Here is a 19,707-nt window from a genome sequence, read left to right on the forward strand (position 1 = left end):
CCCGCGTGATGGGGTTGGCCCCGTGAGCACGCCGACCACCCGCTACCGCCTGGTGCAGCCCGACCGTGAGGTCGTGGTGCCCGAGCTCGACGAGCACCAGCAGCGCGTCGTCGACCACGAGGGCGGTCCACTGCTCGTGCTCGCCGGTCCCGGGACCGGCAAGACCACGACCCTCGTCGAGGCGATCGTCGACCGCATCGAGCGGCGCGGCGCCTCGCCCGACGCGGTGCTCGCGCTCACCTTCTCCCGCAAGGCCGCCGAGCAGCTGCGCGACCGGGTCACGGCCCGGGTCGCGCGCACGACGTCGGCGGCGTCGTGCTCCACCTTCCACTCCTTCGCCTACGCCCTGGTGAGGAAGTACGCCCCCGCCGAGCTCTACGAGGGGGCGATCCGGCTGCTGTCGGCGCCCGAGGCCGACGTCGTCCTGCGCGAGCTGCTGCGCGACAACCCCGAGTCGGTGGTCTGGCCCGAGCAGCTGCGCCGCGCCGCCGGCACCCGCGGCTTCGTCCGCGAGGTGCAGGCCGTGCTGGCGCGGGCCCGGGAGAAGGGCCTCGACCCGGCCGGCCTCCGTGCCCTCGGCATCGAGCACGACCTCCCCGAGCTGGTCGCCGCCGGCCTCTTCCTCGAGCAGTACCTCACCGTCCTCGACAACCTCGGCGCCACCGACTACTCCGACCTGATCCGTCGCGCCGTCATCGAGGCGGAGACCCACCGCGACGAGCTGCGTGCCCGCTGGAGCCATGTCTTCGTGGACGAATACCAGGACACCGACCCCGGTCAGGTGGCCCTGCTCCGCGCGCTCGCGGGCGACGGGCGCAACCTCACCGTCGTGGGCGACCCCCACCAGTCGATCTACGGCTTCCGTGGCGCCGACGTGCGCGGCATCCTCGACTTCCCCGCGAGCTTCCCCACGGCCGCCGGCTCGCCCGCTCCGGTCGTGGTCCTGCAGCGCACCCGTCGCTTCGGTCCGCGGATCCTGCTGGCCGCGGGCCGGGTGGCGAGCCGCCTCACCCTCACCGGCAGCATCACCCCCGACGCCCGCGAGGCGTTCCTCGCGCCCGAGGCGGTGCCCGGTCCGCAGGGCGAGGGTCGCGTCGAGGTCGTCACCTACGACACCGAGCGCGCCGAGGCCGAGCGGCTGGCCGACCTGCTGCGCCGTGCCCACCTCGAGGACGGCATCGCGTGGGACCGGATGGCGGTCCTGGTGCGCTCCGGCCGCGCCAGCATCCCGCCGTTGCGCCGCGCGCTGGCCGCCGCGGGCGTCCCGGTCGAGGTGGCCTCCGACGACCTGCCGCTGGTCCGCGACCCCGCCGTGGTGCCGCTCCTCGACGGCCTGCGCGCGGTGGTCAACCTCGACAACGACGACCCCGACTCGCCCGACTTCCTCGACCCCGGGCGCGTCGAGTCGCTGCTGCTGTCGCCGCTCGGCGGGCTCGACGCGTCCGACCTGCGCGCCCTCGTACGCCGCCTCCGCACGCGCGAGAAGGGCGCCGCCGACGCCTCCGACCGCCGGACCTCGCGCGAGCTGCTCCGCCTCGCCGTCGTCGAGCCGGGCTTCCTCGAGGGCCTCGACGGGCCCGATGTCGAGCGCGCGGCCGCCCTCGCCACCCTGCTGGGCGAGGGTGCGCGGATGCTGGCCGAGCGGGCCGGTGTCGAGGACGTCCTCTGGCACCTGTGGTCCGGCACGACGTGGCCCCAGCGACTGCGACGCCAGGTCGACGGCGGGGGAGCGGGTGCCCGGCGCGCCCACCGCGACCTCGACGCGATCGTGGCGCTGTTCGACCTCGCGTCCCGCGCGGTCGACCAGCGCGACCACGTCGGCGTCGCCGCCTTCTTCGCCAGCGTCGTCGCCCAGCAGCTGCCCGCCGACACCCTCGCCGAGCAAGGGGTGCGGGGCGCCGCCGTACGCCTCCTGACCGCACACCGCTCCAAGGGGCTCGAGTGGGACCTCGTGGTGGTCGCCCACGCGCAGCAGGAGGGCTGGCCCGACCTGCGCCGCCGGACCACCCTGCTCGGCGCCGACCGCATCGGGGTGGACGCCTCCGGGCACCCCGACCTCGTCCCGCCCGTGACCACGCGGGCGCTGCTGATGGAGGAGCGCCGGCTCTTCTACGTCGCGTGCACCCGCGCCCGACGGCGCCTCGTCGTCAGCGCGGTGCGCTCGCCCGACGACGACGGCGAGCAACCCTCGCGCTTCCTCGAGGAGCTCGGCGTCACCATCGACCACCAGGACGGCCGGCCGCCGCGCCCGCTGTCGCTGGGTGGACTGGTCGCCGAGATGCGCCGCACGGCGGCCGACCCCGCGACCTCGCCGGCCCTGCGCGAGGCGGCCGCCCGTCGGCTCGCCGCGCTGGCCGCCGAGGAGGTCGACGGCCGCCCGCTCGTCCCGGCGGCCGACCCCTCCAGCTGGTGGGGCACCCGCAGCACCACCCGCTCCGTGGAGCCGATCCGCGACCCTGACGGCCCCGTGCCGATCTCGGCCAGCATGCTCGAGTCGATCCTCGTGTGCCCCGCGCAGTGGTTCTTCGAGCGCGAGGCCGGCGGGGTCTCGGCGGTCCACCAGTCCGCCAACCTCGGCCAGGTCCTCCACGCCCTCGCCGAGCGCGTCGCGATCGGCGAGCTGCCGGCCGAGGTCGAGCCCCTCATGGCCGAGGTCGAGGCCGTGTGGGACCGGCTCGCCTTCCGTACGCCGTGGTCCCGCCAGCGTGAGCTCGCCCGCATCCGCAAGGCCGTGGCCCGCTTCGTGCAGTGGCACCTCGACAACCCGCGGGAGTTCCTCGGAGCCGAGCAGCGCTTCCAGAGCGTCGTCGACGTCGACGGGCGACCGGTGCGGCTCACCGGGTTCGCCGACCGCCTCGAGATCGACGACGCCGGTCGCGTGGTCGTCGTCGACTTCAAGAGCGCACGCACCGCCCCCACCGGCCCCGCCGTCGCCGGCAACCTCCAGCTCGCCCTCTACCAGTACGCCGTCGACTCTGGTGCTCTCGACGACCCGGCCGACCGGTCGTTCACCTCCGGGGGTGCCGAGCTGGTCCAGCTCGGCATCGACGACGACTCCGCGACGGCCAAGGTCCAGGCCCAACCGCCCCACGCCGACGACGGTGCCGAGCGGCTCGCACTCCGCGCCGGACTGGCGCGGGCCGCCGACCTCGTCCGCGCCGAGACCTTCCCCGCCACGACGGGGGCCCACTGCCGGGACTGCCCGTTCACGGCGATCTGCCCGGCCAAGGGCGCAGGGAGCGTGACCGTCCAGTGACCCAGCCAGCCCAGCCCACGCAGTCGGCCCCGCGGTTCCGGCCGGTCCGGCTCGACACCCCCGAGGACCTCCGCGCCCTCATGGGCGCCACGCACGCCGCCAGCGACGAGCAGTGGGCCGCGATCACCTCCCCGCTGCGACCCACGGTGGTGGTGGCCGGCGCCGGCAGCGGCAAGACCACCCTGATGGCGCAGCGCGTCGTGTGGCTCGTCGCCACCGGCAAGGTGCGGCCCGAGGAGGTCCTCGGCCTGACCTTCACGACCAAGGCCGCGGCCGAGCTCCGCCAGCGCGTCACCGCGGCGCTGGGCGCGGCCGGGCTGCTCGACCGGTCGGTCGTCGCCGAGGGCGAGGACGTGCTCGAGCCCACCGTCGCCACCTACCACGCCTACGCCGCCAACCTCCTCACCGACCACGGCCTCCGGATCGGCCACGAGCCCGACACCCGCGTCGTCTCCGACGCCTCGCGCTACCAGCTCGGCGCCCGGGTCATCGAGCGGTTCACCGGCCACATCGAGCTGCTGACCGACCACCCGGCGACCGCGATCCAGAACCTCCTGGCCCTCGACGGCGCGATGAGCGAGCACCTCGTCGACGCCGACGACGTGCGGCGCGTGGACGAGGAGGCTCGTCGTGGCTTCGAGCGGGCCGTCGCCGAGGAGCAGGCCGGCAAGGCCCGCAAGACCTACCTCGAGCCGCCGGCCAAGGCGATCAACGCGATCGACCGGCGCGCCGAGCTGCTGCAGCTCGTCACCGGCTACCGGCGCCTCAAGGCCGACCTGGGGCTGATGGACTTCGGCGACCAGATCGCGCTCGCGGCCCGGCTCGTGGAGGACCAGCCCGAGGTCGGCGAGCTCGAGCGGGCGCGCTTCAAGGTGGTCCTCCTGGATGAATACCAGGACACCTCCGTCGCGCAGGCCACGATGCTGGCGCGACTCTTCTCCGGTCCCGACCCCGACCACGGGCTCGGCCACCCGGTGATGGCCGTCGGCGACCCCAACCAGGCGATCTACGGCTGGCGCGGAGCGTCGGTCTCCAACATCCTCAACTTCGCCGACACGTTCCCGGCCGCCGACGGCGAGCCGGGGCGGCTGCCGCTCACGGTCAACCGCCGCTCCGACCGCCACATCCTCGACGTCGCCAACCGGCTCGCCGAGCCGCTGCTCGCTGCCTACGGCGACAAGGTGGCCCGGCTGCGCGCCGCCGACGGTGCCGCCGACGGGCACGTCGAGGCCCACGTCTTCGAGCGCTCGGCCGACGAGCTGGCGTGGCTGGCGACCGAGGTGCAGCGGGTCCACGAGGCTGGGACCGCGTGGTCCGAGATCGGGGTGCTGAGCCGCGACAACGCGCAGGCCGAGGAGGTCTACGACGCGCTCACCGCCGCGGGGGTCCCCGTCGAGATCGTGGGCCTCTCAGGACTCATCAGGCTGCCCGAGGTCGCCGAGGTCGTGGCGACCCTGACACTGATGCACGACGTGACGGCCAACTCCTCGATGCTCACCCTGCTGACCGGTCCGCGCTGGGCGATCGGTCCGCGCGACCTGCGCCTGCTGGCCGAGCGCGCCGCCGAGATCGCCGGCGTGCGCGGCCGCAAGGAGACCGCCTCGATCGCCGACCAGCTGCTCCAGATCGCCGACGGCATCGACGCCTCCGAGCTGCCGGCGCTCAGCGACGCCGTCGAGTCGCCGGGCGAGGCGGCCTACTCGCCCGAGGCGCTCGACCGGTTCGGCCTGCTCGGCGCCGAGCTGCGCCGGCTGCGCGCCCACGTGGGCGACCCGCTCCTCGACGTCGTACGCCGCATCATCGACACCACCGGCGTCGACGTCGAGCTCGCCTCGGCGACCTCGCCTGCCGCCGCCGCGCGCCGCGACAACCTCGACCGCTTCGTCAAGGCGGTCGCGGAGTTCCAGTCGGTCGATGGCGACGTCACCCTGCCCGCGCTGCTGGCCTACCTCACCGCCGAGGACGACCAGGGCAACGGCCTCGACGTGGCCACCCCCACTGCCGCCGACTCGGTCAAGCTGCTCACCGTCCACCGCGCGAAGGGCCTCGAGTGGTCGTCGGTCTTCTGCGTGGGAGTGGGGGAGACCCGGTTCCCGAGCAACCGCTCCCGCACCCTTTGGACGTCCTCCCCGGCGGTGCTGCCGGCTCCGCTGCGCGGCGACCGGGCCGACCAGCCGCAGCTCGCCGGTCACGACAAGTCAGCCCTCGACGCCTACCGCGCCGCGACCAAGGCGCACGACGCCGAGGAGGAGCTCCGGCTCGGCTACGTCGCCTTCACCCGGGCGGCACACCACCTCAGCGTGACGTCCTACGTCTGGGGCCAGCGCTCCACGCCCTTCGGCGCCTCCGACTACCAGGGAGTGGTGCGCGACCAGCTCGAGGACTGGGGCCGGCCGGTGGAAAGGTGGCTGGAGAAGCCGCCGCCCAAGTCGCCCAACCCCAACGACGACGTCGACACCTCACGCCCGTGGCCCGTGCCCGGCACCGGCGAGGAGGCGCGCCGACGCCTGGCCGCCGCCGACCTCGTACGCTCCGTCGATCCCACCGCTCCCGACGACGAGCTCGACGTGGTCGAGGCCGCCCGGGTGGCCGAGTGGGACGACGACCTGGCCCAGCTGCTCGCCGAGGCCCGTGCCGAGCGAGCCACCACCCTCGACCTCCCGCTGCCCGGCAGCCTGTCCGTCACGTCGCTGGCCCGGCTGCGTGACGACCCTGACGGGTTCGCCGCCGAGCTCGCCCGGCCGATGCCGCGACCGCCCGCGCCGGCCGCCCGCTTCGGCACCGCGTTCCACGCCTGGGTCGAGCACCGGTTCGGCCAGCAGGCCCTGATCGAGCCCGACGAGCTCCCCGGTCGCGCCGACGCGGGCATCGACGACGAGGCCGACCTCGGCGAGGTGGTCAAGCGGTTCGAGGACGGCCCCTTCGGCGACCGTGCCCCCCACGCGGTCGAGGCACCGTTCGCGCTCGTGCTCGCCGGCCAGGTCGTCCGCGGCCGCATCGACGCGGTCTACGCCGAGCCGGAGTCCGCGGGCGGGGGCTTCCTCGTGGTCGACTGGAAGACCAGCCGCCACGAGACCGCCGACCCGCTCCAGCTCGCCCTCTACCGCCTCGCCTGGTCCGAGCTCACCGGCACGCCCCTGGAGCACGTACGCGCCGCGTTCCACTACGTCCGCACCGGCCGCACCGTCGAGCCGGCCGACCTTCCCGACCGCGCCGAGCTCGAGCGGTTGCTCTCCGAGGTCTGAGCCCCCGGTCCTGGTTCGCCGGGCGGTGCCCCAGCCACGTTCCGTACGCCGCGAAGGTGGCTCCCGCACCGCCCGGGGGCGTGTCGTACGCCGGCTCGCGCGCCAGCGGTGGGTGAGACATGTTCCGAGCCCGCAGAACCTGCGCCACTCACCGCCGGGAGCGTGTCGTACGCCGGCGCGCGGGCCAGCGGTGCCCAGCCACGTTCCGTACGCGCGAACGTGGCTCCCGCACCGCCCGCAGGCGCAGCGCCTCTCGGTCGATCAGCCCAGCGCGGCGGCGAGCGCGATCTCGACCATCTCGCCGAAGGTCTGCTCGCGCTCCTGCGAGGTCGTCTCCGCGCCGGCGACGATGTGGTCGGAGACCGTGCAGATCGCCAGTGCGCGCCGGCCGTGCTTGGCGGCGAGGGTGTAGAGCGCGCTCGCCTCCATCTCCACGGCCAGCACGCCGTACTTCACCATCTCGCCCAGCAGCTCGGGGCGGGAGGGGTAGAACGAGTCGCTCGAGAAGATCAGCCCGACGTGGAACGGCGAGCCGCCCTCCCGCGCCTCGGCGGCCTCGACGGCACCGCGCAGGAGGCCGAAGTCGGCGACGGGCGCGTAATCGATGCCGTGGAAGGTGATCCGGTTCATCGAGGAGTCGGTGCACGCACCGGAGGCGATGATGACGTCTCGCACGCCGACCGAATCGGTGACCGTCCCGCACGACCCGACCCGTACGACCGACCGCACGTCGTAGTCGGTGAACAGCTCGTTGACGTAGATCGCCATCGACGGCTGGCCCATGCCGGAGCCCTGCACGGAGACGGGATGCCCGTTCCAGGTGCCGGTGAAGCCGTACATCCCCCGGACCTCGCTGTAGCAGCGGGCGTCGGTGAGGAAGGTCTCCGCGATCCACCTCGCCCGGAGCGGGTCGCCGGGCAGCAGGACGGTGGGGGCGATGTCGCCGGGCTGGGCGCCGATGTGCGTGCTCACGGGGCGCGACGCTACCGGCTAGCGTTGCGCGTCGTGAGCACCGAGCGCCCCCTCCCGCACGTCGCCCTCTCCGCCCACGCCCACAACCGGATGGGCCTGCGGCGCACCGACGAGGCCTGGCTGGCGGCCTGCATGGCCGACCCGGCGACCCGGGTGCTGGTGGTGGCTGGCAACCGGCTGCGCCCGGTCGACGGCGCCGTCGAGTGGGTCGCCCCGGACCAGGCCCCTGACGGGACGCTCGTCCTGCTCGGGGAGGCGGACGACGTCGTGCACCTCGCCGTCATCGTGGCTCCCGGGAAGGCAGCGGGTGCTCCCGAGGAGTGGGTCCCGCTGCGCTCGGTGCTGGCGGTGCTGGCGGAGCACGCTCCGCACCAGGCGCCGCTGCTGATGCACGCCATCGGGCTGGCGGAGTGGCACCACGCCACCCGCTTCTGCCCGCGCTGCGGCGGCACCCTCGTCAGCCGCGCCGCCGGCCACGAGCTGCGCTGCACGCAGTGCGACCGCGCCCAGTTCCCGCGCACGGATCCGGCGGTGATCATGGCGATCACCCACGGCGAGGGCGACGACGAGGCCATCCTGCTGGGTCGCAACACGGCGTGGCCAGCCGGCCGCTGGTCCACGCTCGCCGGGTTCTGCGAGCCGGGGGAGACCCTCGAGGACGCCGTGCGCCGCGAGGTCCAGGAGGAGGTCGGCGTACGGGTGGGCGAGGTCCGTTATTTCGGCAGCCAGCCGTGGCCGCTCCCGGCGAGCCTGATGCTCGGCTTCACCGGCCGGGCCCTGACGACGGAGATCGACGTCGACGGCGCCGAGATCGAGGAGGCCCGCTGGTGGACGCGCTCCGACCTCGAGGCGGCCGCCCGCGCCGGTGAGCTCGTCGTGCCGCGCGGCATCTCGATCTCGTCCTCGCTCATCGAGACCTGGTACGGCCGGCCCCTCGACGGTCCCGGCTGGGACTGAGCGGGGCCACTCCGAGCCAGCTCAGAGTCAGGGTGCGGTCGGGTCGCTGATGTCGACCGGCGCGGACGGGAGCCCGTCGCGCAGGAGCGCCGCGAGCAGGTCGCCCAGCGTCGGGGGGAAGACGGTCTCCGTCGTGGAGCGCAGGTCGTCCACGCTCCACCACCGGAACCCCAGCAAGCTACGGACCTCGTAGTCGGTCAGCTGCGCCGGCTCGGCGTCGAAGTGCGCCACCCGGTGCAGGAGCCAGTCCTCGTGGACCTCCACGGTCCGGCCGTCGAAGCGGTAGGTGTGCTCGCGCGTCCACACGTGGTCCCCGGGCGGCAGCACGGCCAGGCCCGTCTCCTCGTACGCCTCGCGTCGCGCCGCCTCGTCCGGCGACTCGCCGGGGTCGACGCCCCCGCCGACGGGGTACCAGCTGCGCAGACCCGTGCGCGGGTCCGCCGCGTGGACCAGGAGCACGCGGTCGTGCTCGTCGAGCAGCAGGAGCTTGACGCTGGCCCGGGGCACGCGGCAGCAGGTCAGTCGCAGCTGTCGCAGATGCCCGTGGCGGGCACCGCGATGAAGCAGCGCGGGCACAGCGTGTCCGGCTTGTCGCTGGCGGCGACGCGCGTCGGCCGCGGGGTACCCGTGCTGCGGGCCGTCGTGCTGCGCGTCGAGGTCGAGCGCGTACGCGGGGTGCTGGCCCGCGTGCCGGGCACCCGCTCGCTCGGGGGCGAGTCGTCGCGGATGTCGAAGCCCAGCCGCGTCAGCGCCTTGCTCGCGCCCGCGGAGCCGCCGGGGATGTCGGCCGGCGTGAGCGTACGACCGGTCGCGAGGCCGTGGGCGATGCCGGCGATCGCCGCGGCGTCGTACTCCCTGCCGCGGTGGAGCAGGACGTGCGTGGAGACGCCGCCGCGCACCAGCATGTAGTTGGCCCCGCCTGCCGCGTCCCAGGTCTCGATGGCGGTGAGGACGTGGTCGCGGTCGATCGAGTTCAGCAGTGACACGACGTCAGGCTAACCCCGGAGCATCCAGCCGCTCACGCGAGGGCGGCCAGCTTGTCCTTGACCTGCGCCACGGACGGGTTGGTGAGCGTGCTCCCGTCGGCGAACAGCAGCGTCGGCACGGTCTGGTTGCCGCCGTTGGCCTGCTCGACGGTGAACGCCGCCTCCGGCTCCTGCTCGATGTCGACCATCGAGAACGCGATGCCCTCGCGGTCGAGCTGGCTCTTGAGGCGGTGGCAGTAACCGCACCAGGGCGTGGTGAACATCGTGAAGGTCATGGGATGGAGTGTCCCCTCCGGCGTCTAGGGTGAAGAACAAGGGTCAGACAGCCCTCTCAACCACGATCCCCCAGGAGTTGTTCCGTTGCTCGAAGCGCTGGACCCCGAGCAGCGACAGGTCGCCGAGGCGCTGCGCGGACCGGTGCGCGTCCTGGCCGGGGCGGGCACCGGCAAGACCCGTGCCATCACCCACCGCATCGCCCACGGGGTGGCGCAGGGCGTCTACGCGCCGACCGAGGTCCTCGCGCTCTCCTTCACGACCCGGGCAGCGGGCGAGATGCGCGAGCGGCTGCGCTCCCTCGGCGCCCCCGGCGTGCAGGCCCGTACGTTCCACTCCGCCGCCCTGCGCCAGCTGCGGTTCTTCTGGCCCCGGGTGCACCAGCGCGAGCTGCCCGAGCTCACCGAGTCCAAGCTCGGCATGCTCGCCCTCGCCGCCCGGCGCCAGCGCCTCGGCGTCGACCAGGCCACGCTGCGCGACCTCGCGAGCGAGATCGAGTGGGCCAAGGTCTCCAACGTCAGCCCCGACTCCTACGCCGCGATCGCGCGCACCCGCGGTCGGGCCGTCTCCGGGATGGATCCGGAGGTCGTCGCCCGCGCCTTCGACGCCTACGAGGAGGTCAAGCGCGGACAGGGCCGCATGGACATGGAGGACGTGCTGCTCTTCGGTGCCGGCCTCCTCGCCGACAACGAGGCCGTCGCCGCCCAGGTCCGCCGACAGTACAAGTGGTTCGTCGTCGACGAGTTCCAGGACGTCTCCCCGCTCCAGCAGGCGCTGCTCGACCTCTGGCTCGGCGGTCGCGACGAGCTGTGCGTCGTCGGCGACCCCGCCCAGACGATCTACTCCTTCGCCGGCGCCGACGCCCGCTACCTGCGTGAGTTCACCCAACGCTTCCCGGCCGCGACCAGCGTCGAGCTCGTCCGCAACTACCGCTCGACCCCCGAGGTCGTCGCCGCGGCCAACCAGCTGCTCGCCGGCACCCCCAGCAAGGGCGTCGACCTCGTCGCCCAGCGTCCCTCCGGCGCCCGGATCACCTGGCGCGAGGCTCCCGACGAGGTCGCGGAGGCCGACGCCGTCGCCGAGCGGGTGGCCGCACTGCGCGCCTCCGGCACCCCCGCGAGCCGGATGGCGGTGCTGCTGCGCATCAACGCCCAGTCCGAGCGCTTCGAGGAGGCGCTGGCGGCCCGCGGCCTGCCCTACGTCGTACGCGGCGCCAAGCGCTTCTTCGACCGCGCCGAGGTGCGGCAGGCGATCACCCTCGTCCGCGGCGCCGCGCGCAGCGGCGAGGCGTCGGGCGCCGTCGCGGACGCGGTCGTGGCGGTGCTGTCACAGATGGGCCACTCGACCGAGCCCCCGGAGGGCAGGGGAGAGGTCCGCAACCGATGGGAGTCGCTGCAGGCGCTCGTCGACCTTGCGACCGAGTTCGGCCGCGAGCGACCCGAGGCGGGTGTCGGCGACTTCGTCGACGACCTCGACCGTCGGGCGAGCGAGCAGCACGCACCGGTGGCCGACGCGGTCACCCTCGCCACCATCCACTCCGCCAAGGGCCTGGAGTGGGACGCCGTGTTCGTCGCTGGCATGCACGAGAAGATGATGCCGATCTCGCAGGCGCAGACGCCGGCCGAGATCGAGGAGGAGCGTCGTCTGCTCTACGTCGCGATGACCCGGGCCCGCGACGAGCTCGCCGTGTCGTGGGCGACGGCCCGCGAGCCCGGTGGTCGGTCCAACCGCGGCAGCTCGCCCTTCGTCGCGCCCCTGCTCGACGGGGTGCCGGGGGTGTCCGGCCAGCGTCGCGAGCGCAGCCGCCGCAACCGCGCCGCCATGCACTGCCGCGAGTGCGGCACGGCGCTGTCCACGGCCGTCGAGAAGAAGACCGGCCGGTGCGCCGACTGCCCGGCCTCCTACGACGAGGCACTCTTCGAGCGCCTGCGCGCGTGGCGGCTCGCCCGCGCCACCGAGGACAGCGTCCCCGCCTTCGTGGTGTTCACCGACGCCACCCTCCAGCTCATCGCCGAGCACGTCCCCAGCGACGAGAAGGGCCTGCGCGCGATCAGCGGCGTGGGTCCCGGGAAGATCGCGAAGTACGGCGACGACGTGCTCGCGCTGGTCGCCGGGGAGGCCGTCGGAGCCGTCTCCGAGAAGAATTCTCCGTAATACCCATAAAATGGTTTGCCCCTGACGATGTGAGGGGTCTAACGTTCCCTTCACAACAACCCATGCGCATGGGATCGCTGACAACGATCCGCGCCCGATGCCCCGAAGGAGGTGGCCCCCATGGAGAACTACACGAAGACGATGACGGCTTGGACGCCGTCCTTCGGCATGTCCACGCTCGGCCGCCCCTGCGCGCACACGCGCGCCTTCGGTGCCGGTGTGGTGGCTGTCCAGGGCGACGCCGCCGCCATCGTTCGCATCAAGGGCGATTTCCCGGGTCCTCCCGCCTGGAGTCCGTCGACATAGGTCACGCACCTACACCGGCAGCCTCCAGGCCGCGGAACCCGAACCCCGGGATCCGCGGCCTTTCTGTTTGTCCCAAGCGTCATCACACCCGCGATCAGGTCAACGAGAAGGAGGTGAAACACATGACCATCAGCGTTCTCGACCGCACCCGAGCTGCCGACAAGACCGAGGTGGAGCCCCGGGCCCCGCTCGGAGCACTGCACGACGCAGCTGCCGGAGTGGATGAGGAGTTGCTGCCCTGCCGCGTCAACGACGCAGAGCTGTGGTTTGCCGAGTCCCCCGCGGACGTGGAGGCCGCCAAGGCCCTCTGCATCGACTGCCCCGTGCAGGCGATGTGCCTCGACGGAGCCCTCGAACGGCGTGAGCCGTGGGGCGTCTGGGGAGGCGAGCTCTTCCTCCAGGGCGTGGTGATCCCGCGCAAGCGGCCGCGAGGCCGGCCCCGCAAGTCCGACCAGACCGTCCAGGTCGCCTAGACCGGACAGCACCCAGTCGAACGGGGCCCGCGCAGGCGCCACCGCTCAGTCAACTCCGAGGAAACACAGGAAATACACCGATGAAGACCTACCGAAATGGACGCAACGACATGAATCTCATGCATGAAGAACTCGCTCGCGCGCAAATGTCCGCGCGCCTGGGAGAGGCGCACGAACTACGGCGCGGCCACCACTTGGCCATGGCCCGCCGGATGAGCCGCAAGGCCGAGCAGGCCGCGCAGCAGGCGCGTCTCGCCCTCGCTCGCGCGATCTGATCCACCCCTCGGGGGAGGCTCTCACCCTGATCGCGGGTGAGCACACAACAGTGAGCCGGTACGACGTCACGATGACGACGTACCGGCTCACTGTTGTTCCGGGACCACTGCCGGCTGCCTGCGGGCGGAGTAGCCTCGAGGGGTGAGCGAGCTCGTGACCTGCGACTTCTGCGGCACCGAGGCGCCGGAGGACCGGACGCTGACCTGGAGCACCGCGGTCGAGCGTGGGCGCAAGCAGGTGTTCTGCGACACCTGCTCGCGCGACAACCTGCGAGCGATGGAGGGCAAGCTCGACAGCGAGTGGTGGTGACCCGCGCTCAGGCGGTCTCGAACCACGCGCACCCGCAGTAGGGGTGCCGCTCCCACCGGCGGGCGGTCGGCAGGGGATCGTGGTCGTAGCGCCACGACATGAGCCAGGAGTGCGGCGGCTCACTGCGCGCCCAGGCGCCCAGGTCGCGGGCCGCGGCGCCCGCCGCCAGGGCGAGCAGTGGTCGCGGCGGCTCGCCCGGGCAGGCCGGCGGACCCGCGTCCAGGACCGCCGCGGCGACACATCGCGCGCACGGCCCGACGCCCGGCAGGGACCACGGGCCCACCTCGACGGCGTACGGCTGCACCGCCACCAGCAGGTGGGGGAGCGAGGCGACGCTCCAGTCGTCCACGACCGGGGACACCAGTCGGCCGGGGCTGACGGCGACGCCCACGGGAGCCGCGTCGTCGACGACGACACCTGCCGCCGCGAGCGACGCGACGACGACGTCGTGCCAGGCGGCGGGGCAGTCGAGCTGCGCCCGGACCGGGGCGCGGTCGGAGGTGGCGTACGCGGGAGGTCTCACGCCTCCGACGGTGCCACGGGCGGTGCCGCGGTCGAGCGTCGTCCACAGGACAAATGCGAGCGGCGGCGCCACCCGGGTGGGTGACGCCGCCGCTCGGTGCTCACGGGGTGAGGCTCACGCCTTGCCGAGGATGCGGTTCAGGTTGGTACCACAGACCGGGCAGACGCCCTTGGCCATCTTGGTGCCCTTGTCGTTGACCTTGATCTCGCCCTCCGCCTCGCGCTTCTCCTTGCACTTGACGCAGTAGAACTCGCCGCTCCAGGTCTCCGCCATGACGGCCTCCTTGCTTGTTTCTTCGTGGTCGTCGCGACGGGGTAGTCGAAGGGGAAGCCCGCCGGGGAACCCTGGCCTGCCAGCGCTCCATCCGCGACCCTACGCCACGCTCGGCCCACGCTCACGCACCACACGCGCTGAGCGTGAAACCGCCTGACGCCACGCTCAGCCGCCTCAGTACCCTCGGGCCATGCCCGACCACACCTCAGACCACACTGCAGAGCCCACCCCGGCGCCCACCCCGGCGCCCACCCCGGAGCTCCGTCACCTCCGTCTCGAGCGCCCGTCCGAGGGGGTCGTCCTGCTCACGCTCGACAACCCCGGGATGCGCAACGCGATGAGCGACGAGATGACCGCGTCGTGGGTCGCGGCCATCGACGAGCTGGCCGCCGACCGAACGGTGCGCGCCGTCGTCGTGACCGGCGAGGGGAGCGCCTTCTGCTCCGGGGGCAACACCTCGTGGATCGCCAGCGAGCCCGACGCGAGCGTCGACCACCTGCGCTCGCGGATGCTGCCGTTCTACCGCGCCTGGCTCTCGATCCGTCGCCTCGAGGTGCCGACGATCGCGGCGGTCAACGGGCACGCCATCGGAGCGGGCCTGTGCCTGGCGCTCGCGTGCGACATCCGGTACGCCGAGGCCGGGGCGAAGCTCGGCCTGCCGTTCAACAAGCTCGGCATGCACGCCGGCATGGCCGGGACGTGGCTGCTGCCCGACGTGGTCGGCCCCGCGCACGCGCGCGACCTGCTGCTCACCGGGCGCGTGGTGGAGGCCGACGAGGCCCTGCGCCTGGGCCTCGTCTCGCGTGTCATCGACCCCGACGCGTTCCTCGACGAGGTGCTCGACACCGCGGCCGGCATCGCGGCGACCGCACCCATCGCGGCCCGCCTCACCAAGGTCGCGCTCGCGGACGGCGGTCACGCCGACTTCGAGTCGGCCCTGCAGTGGGAGGCGCTGGCACAGCCGATGACGCTCGCGACCGCCGACCTCCAGGAGGGCATCGCCGCCGCCCGCGACAAGCGGGCGCCGCGGTTCCGCGGGGAGTGAGACGAGGAATGAGAAGGGGCCCCGCAGCCTTCGACGCCTGCCTTCCCCTGCTGACGTCGAGGAGCCGTGGGGCCCTTCTGCTGCGCAACGCTAGGGCCGACGCGGGGAGCGGTCAACGAATCGGCGTCCACCCCTGTGGACAGGGCTGTGGACAGCATGTGCACGCCGCCGCGGTGGTCGTGGAGGACGACGCCCGGTGTGGGGAGGGTCCTGTGGGCGACACGCCCGGCCGCAGCGACGTACTGTGCGGGTGACCAGCGGGTTCGACGACCCTCAGGGTGTGGAGGAGAAGAAGTTGGGTGAGGAGTCGGCATCCGCGGCGCGCGGACCGGTCGCCACGCTGCGGCGCATCGCGTTCCTGATGGAGCGCCAGCGCGAGGAGACTCGCCGGATCGAGGCGTTCCGCAACGCTGCGCGCACCATCCTGCCGCTGCCCGAGGACGAGGTACGCCGCCGTGCGGAGGCCGGCACGCTGACCGAGCTGCCCGGCATCGGGCCCAGCACCGCCGCCGTGATCACCGACGCCTGCAACGGCGTCGTCCCGGACCGCCTGGTCAGGCTCGAGGCGACGTCCGGACCCCTCGCCCGCGGCGGCGAGCAGCTGCGGTCGCTGCTGCGCGGCGACCTCCACTCGCACTCAGACTGGTCCGACGGCGGCTCGCCGCTGGAGGAGATGGCGATGACCGCCGTGGAGCTCGGCCACGACTACCTCGTGCTGACCGACCACAGCCCGCGACTGCGGGTGGCCAACGGCCTGAGCGCCGAGCGGCTGGCCCGCCAGCTCGGGGTCGTGGACGCGGTCAACGAGCACCTGGGCGGGTCCTTCACCCTGCTCAAGGGGATCGAGGTCGACATCCTCGACGACGGCTCGCTCGACCAGACCCCGGAGATGCTCGGCAGGCTCGACGTCCGCGTGGCCTCGGTGCACTCCAAGCTCAAGATGGACGAGGGTCCGATGACGAGGCGGATGGTCGGCGCGGTGCGCAACCCGCACACCAACGTGCTCGGCCACTGCACGGGCCGCCTCGTCACCGGCAACCGGGGCACCCGCCCGCAGAGCCGCTTCGACGCGAGGGCGGTCTTCACGGCGTGCGCCGAGGAGGGCGTCGCGGTGGAGATCAACTCGCGTCCGGAGCGTCGCGACCCACCCACCCGGCTGCTCGAGCTCGCCCGCGACCTCGGCTGCCTGTTCTCCATCGACTCCGACGCCCACGCTCCGGGGCAGCTCGACATGCTCGACCACGGCGCCGCGCGCGCCACCGAGGCCGGCATCGACCCCGACCGGATCGTCAACACGTGGGAGCGGGACCGCCTGCTGGAGTGGGCCTCGGCCCGGCTCTGACCCGCGCGTCCCGCTGCCGCCGTCGGTGGGGGCGGCTAGGTTCGAGCACATGAGCACGCCGGCCGCCCCGCCCGAGGTGGAGGTGCGCCGCTCGCGCCGTCGCCGGCGTACGGTCTCGGCCTATCGCGACGGAGACCGGATCGTGGTGCTCATCCCCGCGACCATGAGCAAGCGCGACGAGGCGACCTGGGTCGCCGACATGGTCGCGCGCGTCCAGCGGCAGGAGAAGCGCAAGCTGCGCTCGGACGACGACCTGGTGGCCCGCGCCGCCAAGCTCAACGACCTCTACTTCGGCGGGCTGGCCGTGCCGGCGTCGGTGCGCTGGGTGACCAACCAGAACGCCCGCTGGGGGTCCTGCACGCCTGGCGACCGCACGATCCGCCTGAGCGACCGGCTGCAGCAGGTGCCGGCCTGGGTCGTCGACTACGTCCTCGTCCACGAGCTCGCCCACCTGCTGGAGGCCGGGCACACCCCGGCCTTCTGGGCGTGGGTCGACCGCTATCCCCGGGCCGAGAAGGCCAAGGGCTACCTCGAGGGATACTCCGCCGGCGCCCGCCTCGAGCCGCCACCCGGGGTGGAGCCCGACTGACGGCTCCGCACCCGCGCCACCGCGGCGTCGATGAGGACGTACATGTCGTCGAAGGTCGCCGGCAGCGCGTCGACGGGCCACCAGCGCACGTCGAGCGACTCCTCGCTCGTGGTGTGAGCCGTGTCGGGCTCGGCCGTGGCCAGGAAGCGTACGTCGAGGTGGTGGACCGTGCCGCGGTCGGAGCAGAACTCCACGGCGTGCTCGTCGAGCGACAGGGGCTCCTCGTCGAAGTCGAACGACGTCAGGCCCGACTCCTCGACGAGCTCGCGCCGTGCCCCCGCGGCCAGCGACCGGTCGCCGGGCTCGAGGTGGCCGCCGAAGGCCAGCCAGGCGTCGGCCTTGCGGTGGTGGTTGAGGAGCACCGCGCGTGCGTCGGGGGAGACGACGATCGCACCGGCCGTGAGGTGGTCGGGGAAGCACGCCTTGGCCAGGCCGTCCGCGTGCGCGGCGAGGTGGGCGACGTAGCGGTCGCGTAGCGCGGCCTGCTGGGGCGTCGGTGCGACCCAGCTGGACAACGCGGCGACCGCGCTCGCGTGGAGGGCGCTCACTCCGTCGGAGGTGAGTCGGGGCCGGGGTCGGAGCCACCGTCGAGCAGGTCGCGCAGACCGGCGTCGAACTCCTCGTCCGACAGCTCCCCGGGGGCCACCGAGTCCTCGCGGAAGCCCAGCGGGTCGTCGAGGTCGGCGGCGGTCGGGAGCAGCTGCGGCGACATCCACACGCCGTCGCGGGCCTCCGTGCCCTGGCGGGTGCGCAGCGAGCCCCACAGGGTGGCGGCGTCGCGCAGTCGCCGCGGCCGCAGCTCGAGACCGACCAGCGTGGCGAAGGTCTGCTCGGCCGGGCCGCCCGCCGCGCGCCGGCGGCGTACGGTCTCCTGCAGCTTGGCCGCGGCCGGCATCCGCTCGGCAGTGGCCTGGCTGACCACCTCGTCGACCCAGCCCTCGACCAGCGCCAGCGTGACCTCGAGCTTCTCCAGCGCGGCCTTCTGCGCGGCGGAGGGCTCGGGGTCGAAGAGGCCGCCGGCGAGGGCGTCCTGCATCGCAGCCGGGTTGGTCATGTCGACCTCGCGCAGCTTGGCCTCCATGCCGGAGGTGTCGAAGTCCATGCCCGCGCCGTACTCGGCGACCGCCCCGATGAGGTGGTCGCGCAGCCACGGCACGCCCGCGAAGAGGCGCTGGTGGGCGGCCTCGCGCAGCGCGAGGTAGAGGAGCACGTCGTCGGTGGAGACGTCGGGGAGCTCGTCGGCGAAGGCGGTGACGTTGGTGGGCAGCAGCGCCGCCTTGCCGATCGGGCCGAGCGGCAGGCCGATGTCGGAGGCGCTGAGCACGTCACCGGCGAGCGCGCCGAGGCCGCTGCCCACCTGGGAGGCGACCATCGCGCCGCTGGCCTTGCCGAGCATCGCCATCAGCGGGCCGGCGAGCTGCCGCATCTCCTCGGGCATCGCCTGGCCGAGGGCGTCGGTGGCGGACCCGGCGATCGGCTCGACGAGCACCTTCCAGACCGGGATGGTCTCCACGATCCACTCGGCACGCGACCACGCGGCCGTGGTCGTCACGCCGGAGGGGAACTCGGTGGTGGTGTCGAGCCAGTGGTCGGCGAGGCGTACGGCGTCGGCGACGGCGCTCGACTGCGCCGGGCTGACGGCCGGGTCCGGCTCCTGCGCGGCGGAGCGGCGGGCCAGGTCGGTCACGGAGTCCCAGTTGACGGGCCCGTCGTGGGGCGCGAACAGCGACTGCATCTGCGCCATCAGCGCGTTGAGGTCGGGCATGCCGCCGCCGGCACCGAACCCGCCCATCTGGGAGAAGATCTGCTCGAAGGGCGTGCCCTTGAAGGGGTTGTTGTCATCCGGACCCTGACCGGACTGTCCGGGGCTTCCGGGGGTGTCACTCATGCCACCAACCGTACTCAGTCCGCCCAGCACCGGCACCCCTGCTCTCCTAGACTCGTCGGTGTGACCGATCCCGTCCCCGACTCCTCCTCCGAGCCCGCCCCGGATCCCGTACGCCTCGTCGCCATCCGGGACACCCCGCTCGACGTCACCGAGGTCGTCGAGGCGCTCGGCGACGACGGGGCCGGCGGCCTGACCCTGTTCATCGGCCAGGTCCGCGACCACGACGGCGGCAAGGGCGTGACCGCGCTGGACTACTCCGCCCACCCGACCGCGCTCGCGCGCCTCGAGGAGGTCTGCCGGCGCGTGGCGCAGGAGCACGACGTACGCGGGGTGGCGGCGGTGCACCGCGTCGGCGAGCTGCGGATCGGTGACCTCGCGGTCATCGTCGCCACGACGGCCGCGCACCGCGGTGACGCGTTCACCGCCTCCCGCGCGCTGATCGACACGCTCAAGGCCGAGGTGCCCATCTGGAAGCACCAGGTCTTCGACGACCGGACCGAGGAGTGGGTCGGCACGCCGTAGGGCCTCCCCGCTCCGGCGCACGGGGGCGCCTACGCTCGCCGGGTGGAGATCCTGCTCTGGCTCGTCCCCTCCGCCGTCGTGACGGCGGCGGCGATGGTGTGGGTGTCGTGGGCCGGGCGCGACGGCCGCGGCGAGGTCGACCGCGACGTCGCCGTCCAACGTCTCGGCAAGGCCCTCGGCAAGGACCTGCCGGCCGGCACGCGGCGTACGTCCGCTCCGGTCCGCGACCGCAGCACGGGCATCGCCGTACGCCCCAGCCACGGCGGCGGCGCCGACCGCGGTGCGTCCCGACGCGCCGGCTGAGGACCGGGACGACAG

General features: G+C 73.5%; 21 protein-coding genes. 13 read left to right on the plus strand and 8 right to left on the minus strand.

Features of this window, described 5'->3' with window-relative positions; genetic code table 11:
- The first annotated feature begins 22 nt into the window (after nucleotides 1-22).
- Complete coding sequence (locus AC57BS_RS16910; protein ID WP_496412603.1) at nucleotides 23-3,256, plus strand: ATP-dependent helicase; 3,234 nt, start codon at nucleotides 23-25, stop codon at nucleotides 3,254-3,256.
- Nucleotides 3,253-6,501: an ATP-dependent helicase gene (locus AC57BS_RS16915; RefSeq protein ID WP_496412604.1), complete on the plus strand. Its 3,249-nt coding sequence runs from the start codon at nucleotides 3,253-3,255 to the stop codon at nucleotides 6,499-6,501. The genes AC57BS_RS16910 and AC57BS_RS16915 overlap by 4 nt, the downstream gene beginning before the upstream one ends.
- Before the next feature lie 261 nt (nucleotides 6,502-6,762).
- On the opposite strand, the gene deoD is transcribed toward AC57BS_RS16915, so the two are convergent.
- Nucleotides 6,763-7,473 (minus strand): purine-nucleoside phosphorylase, encoded by a 711-nt coding sequence (gene deoD / locus AC57BS_RS16920; RefSeq protein WP_496412605.1) that lies wholly within the window; start codon nucleotides 7,471-7,473, stop codon nucleotides 6,763-6,765.
- Nucleotides 7,474-7,506: 33 nt separating this feature from the next.
- On the opposite strand from deoD, the gene nudC reads away from it, so the two are divergent.
- A complete protein-coding gene (gene nudC / locus AC57BS_RS16925; RefSeq protein WP_496412606.1) occupies nucleotides 7,507-8,430 on the plus strand; it encodes an NAD(+) diphosphatase in 924 nt (307 codons plus the stop codon).
- Between the two features lie 27 nt (nucleotides 8,431-8,457).
- Here nudC and AC57BS_RS16930 read toward each other — a convergent pair whose 3' ends face one another.
- From AC57BS_RS16930 to AC57BS_RS16940, 3 genes are read right to left on the minus strand one after another with little or no spacing between them, the layout of a single operon-like run.
- Nucleotides 8,458-8,937, minus strand: a complete 480-nt coding sequence (locus AC57BS_RS16930) for an NUDIX hydrolase (protein WP_496412607.1) — start codon at nucleotides 8,935-8,937, stop codon at nucleotides 8,458-8,460.
- Between the two features lie 11 nt (nucleotides 8,938-8,948).
- Nucleotides 8,949-9,416 carry a ScoMcrA-related endonuclease gene (locus AC57BS_RS16935; RefSeq protein ID WP_496412608.1) on the minus strand — a complete coding sequence of 156 codons (468 nt, stop codon included), beginning with the start codon at nucleotides 9,414-9,416 and terminating at the stop codon, nucleotides 8,949-8,951.
- 32 nt (nucleotides 9,417-9,448) lie between these two features.
- Nucleotides 9,449-9,691, minus strand: a complete 243-nt coding sequence (locus AC57BS_RS16940) for a mycoredoxin (protein ID WP_129456424.1) — start codon at nucleotides 9,689-9,691, stop codon at nucleotides 9,449-9,451.
- A gap of 85 nt (nucleotides 9,692-9,776) precedes the next feature.
- Between AC57BS_RS16940 and AC57BS_RS16945 the strand changes: the two genes are divergently transcribed.
- The 5 genes from AC57BS_RS16945 to AC57BS_RS16965 all read left to right on the plus strand — a co-directional run bounded on the left by AC57BS_RS16945 (nucleotide 9,777) and on the right by AC57BS_RS16965 (nucleotide 13,207).
- On the plus strand, nucleotides 9,777-11,843 hold the full coding sequence (locus AC57BS_RS16945; protein WP_496412609.1) for an ATP-dependent DNA helicase UvrD2: 2,067 nt from the start codon (nucleotides 9,777-9,779) through the stop codon (nucleotides 11,841-11,843).
- 120 nt (nucleotides 11,844-11,963) lie between these two features.
- Entirely contained in the window at nucleotides 11,964-12,149 is a 186-nt protein-coding gene (locus AC57BS_RS16950; RefSeq protein ID WP_496412610.1) for a hypothetical protein, read from the plus strand.
- 122 nt (nucleotides 12,150-12,271) lie between these two features.
- Nucleotides 12,272-12,622, plus strand: coding sequence for a WhiB family transcriptional regulator (locus AC57BS_RS16955; protein WP_496412611.1), 351 nt, complete (start codon nucleotides 12,272-12,274; stop codon nucleotides 12,620-12,622).
- On the plus strand, nucleotides 12,517-12,897 hold the full coding sequence (locus AC57BS_RS16960; protein WP_496412612.1) for a putative WhiB-interacting protein: 381 nt from the start codon (nucleotides 12,517-12,519) through the stop codon (nucleotides 12,895-12,897). Before AC57BS_RS16955 ends, AC57BS_RS16960 begins: the two co-directional genes overlap by 106 nt.
- A 142-nt stretch (nucleotides 12,898-13,039) precedes the next feature.
- Complete coding sequence (locus AC57BS_RS16965) at nucleotides 13,040-13,207, plus strand: hypothetical protein (RefSeq protein ID WP_496412613.1); 168 nt, start codon at nucleotides 13,040-13,042, stop codon at nucleotides 13,205-13,207.
- A gap of 7 nt (nucleotides 13,208-13,214) precedes the next feature.
- Here the strand turns inward: AC57BS_RS16965 and AC57BS_RS16970 are convergent, their stop codons facing one another.
- Both AC57BS_RS16970 and AC57BS_RS16975 read right to left on the minus strand, forming a co-directional pair.
- On the minus strand, nucleotides 13,215-13,730 hold the full coding sequence (locus AC57BS_RS16970; RefSeq protein ID WP_496412614.1) for a hypothetical protein: 516 nt from the start codon (nucleotides 13,728-13,730) through the stop codon (nucleotides 13,215-13,217).
- Nucleotides 13,731-13,844: 114 nt separating this feature from the next.
- Nucleotides 13,845-14,003: a DUF5679 domain-containing protein gene (locus AC57BS_RS16975; protein WP_090969683.1), complete on the minus strand. Its 159-nt coding sequence runs from the start codon at nucleotides 14,001-14,003 to the stop codon at nucleotides 13,845-13,847.
- 190 nt (nucleotides 14,004-14,193) lie between these two features.
- Here AC57BS_RS16975 and AC57BS_RS16980 point away from each other — a divergent pair, with 190 nt between their 5' ends.
- From AC57BS_RS16980 to AC57BS_RS16990, 3 genes are all read left to right on the plus strand, one after another.
- A complete protein-coding gene (locus AC57BS_RS16980; protein WP_496412615.1) occupies nucleotides 14,194-15,048 on the plus strand; it encodes an enoyl-CoA hydratase/isomerase family protein in 855 nt (284 codons plus the stop codon).
- Nucleotides 15,049-15,328: 280 nt separating this feature from the next.
- The gene (locus tag AC57BS_RS16985) at nucleotides 15,329-16,390 is read left to right on the plus strand and encodes a PHP domain-containing protein (RefSeq protein WP_496412616.1); all 1,062 of its coding nucleotides are present in this window, start codon (nucleotides 15,329-15,331) and stop codon (nucleotides 16,388-16,390) included.
- Between the two features lie 49 nt (nucleotides 16,391-16,439).
- Nucleotides 16,440-16,979 (plus strand): M48 metallopeptidase family protein, encoded by a 540-nt coding sequence (locus tag AC57BS_RS16990; RefSeq protein WP_496412617.1) that lies wholly within the window; start codon nucleotides 16,440-16,442, stop codon nucleotides 16,977-16,979.
- Here AC57BS_RS16990 and AC57BS_RS16995 read toward each other — a convergent pair.
- Both AC57BS_RS16995 and AC57BS_RS17000 read right to left on the minus strand, forming a co-directional pair.
- Nucleotides 16,916-17,527: an NUDIX hydrolase gene (locus AC57BS_RS16995; RefSeq protein ID WP_496412618.1), complete on the minus strand. Its 612-nt coding sequence runs from the start codon at nucleotides 17,525-17,527 to the stop codon at nucleotides 16,916-16,918. The genes AC57BS_RS16990 and AC57BS_RS16995 overlap by 64 nt on opposite strands.
- Complete coding sequence (locus tag AC57BS_RS17000; RefSeq protein ID WP_496412619.1) at nucleotides 17,524-18,867, minus strand: zinc-dependent metalloprotease; 1,344 nt, start codon at nucleotides 18,865-18,867, stop codon at nucleotides 17,524-17,526. The genes AC57BS_RS16995 and AC57BS_RS17000 overlap by 4 nt, the downstream gene beginning before the upstream one ends.
- Nucleotides 18,868-18,927: 60 nt before the next feature.
- On the opposite strand from AC57BS_RS17000, the gene AC57BS_RS17005 reads away from it, so the two are divergent.
- Both AC57BS_RS17005 and AC57BS_RS17010 read left to right on the plus strand, forming a co-directional pair.
- Entirely contained in the window at nucleotides 18,928-19,389 is a 462-nt protein-coding gene (locus AC57BS_RS17005) for a molybdenum cofactor biosynthesis protein MoaE (protein ID WP_496412620.1), read from the plus strand.
- A 42-nt stretch (nucleotides 19,390-19,431) separates the two neighbouring features.
- Nucleotides 19,432-19,692, plus strand: coding sequence for a hypothetical protein (locus tag AC57BS_RS17010; protein ID WP_496412621.1), 261 nt, complete (start codon nucleotides 19,432-19,434; stop codon nucleotides 19,690-19,692).
- Nucleotides 19,693-19,707 lie beyond the last annotated feature (15 nt).

It is taken from the genome of Nocardioides sp. BGA-UO-ETr-FS32, assembly GCF_059567905.1.

Excerpts from the sequence above, each read along its gene's own strand:
- AC57BS_RS16955 (WP_496412611.1), top strand. The coding sequence starts at position 12,272 with ATGACCATCAGCGTTCTCGACCGCACCCGAGCTGCCGACAAGACCGAG.
- AC57BS_RS16950 (WP_496412610.1), top strand. The coding sequence starts at position 11,964 with ATGGAGAACTACACGAAGACGATGACGGCTTGGACGCCGTCCTTCGGC.
- AC57BS_RS16980 (WP_496412615.1), top strand. The coding sequence starts at position 14,194 with ATGCCCGACCACACCTCAGACCACACTGCAGAGCCCACCCCGGCGCCC.
- AC57BS_RS16990 (WP_496412617.1), top strand. The coding sequence starts at position 16,440 with ATGAGCACGCCGGCCGCCCCGCCCGAGGTGGAGGTGCGCCGCTCGCGC.
- AC57BS_RS16975 (WP_090969683.1), bottom strand. The coding sequence starts at position 14,003 with ATGGCGGAGACCTGGAGCGGCGAGTTCTACTGCGTCAAGTGCAAGGAG.
- AC57BS_RS17000 (WP_496412619.1), bottom strand. The coding sequence starts at position 18,867 with ATGAGTGACACCCCCGGAAGCCCCGGACAGTCCGGTCAGGGTCCGGAT.
- AC57BS_RS16940 (WP_129456424.1), bottom strand. The coding sequence starts at position 9,691 with ATGACCTTCACGATGTTCACCACGCCCTGGTGCGGTTACTGCCACCGC.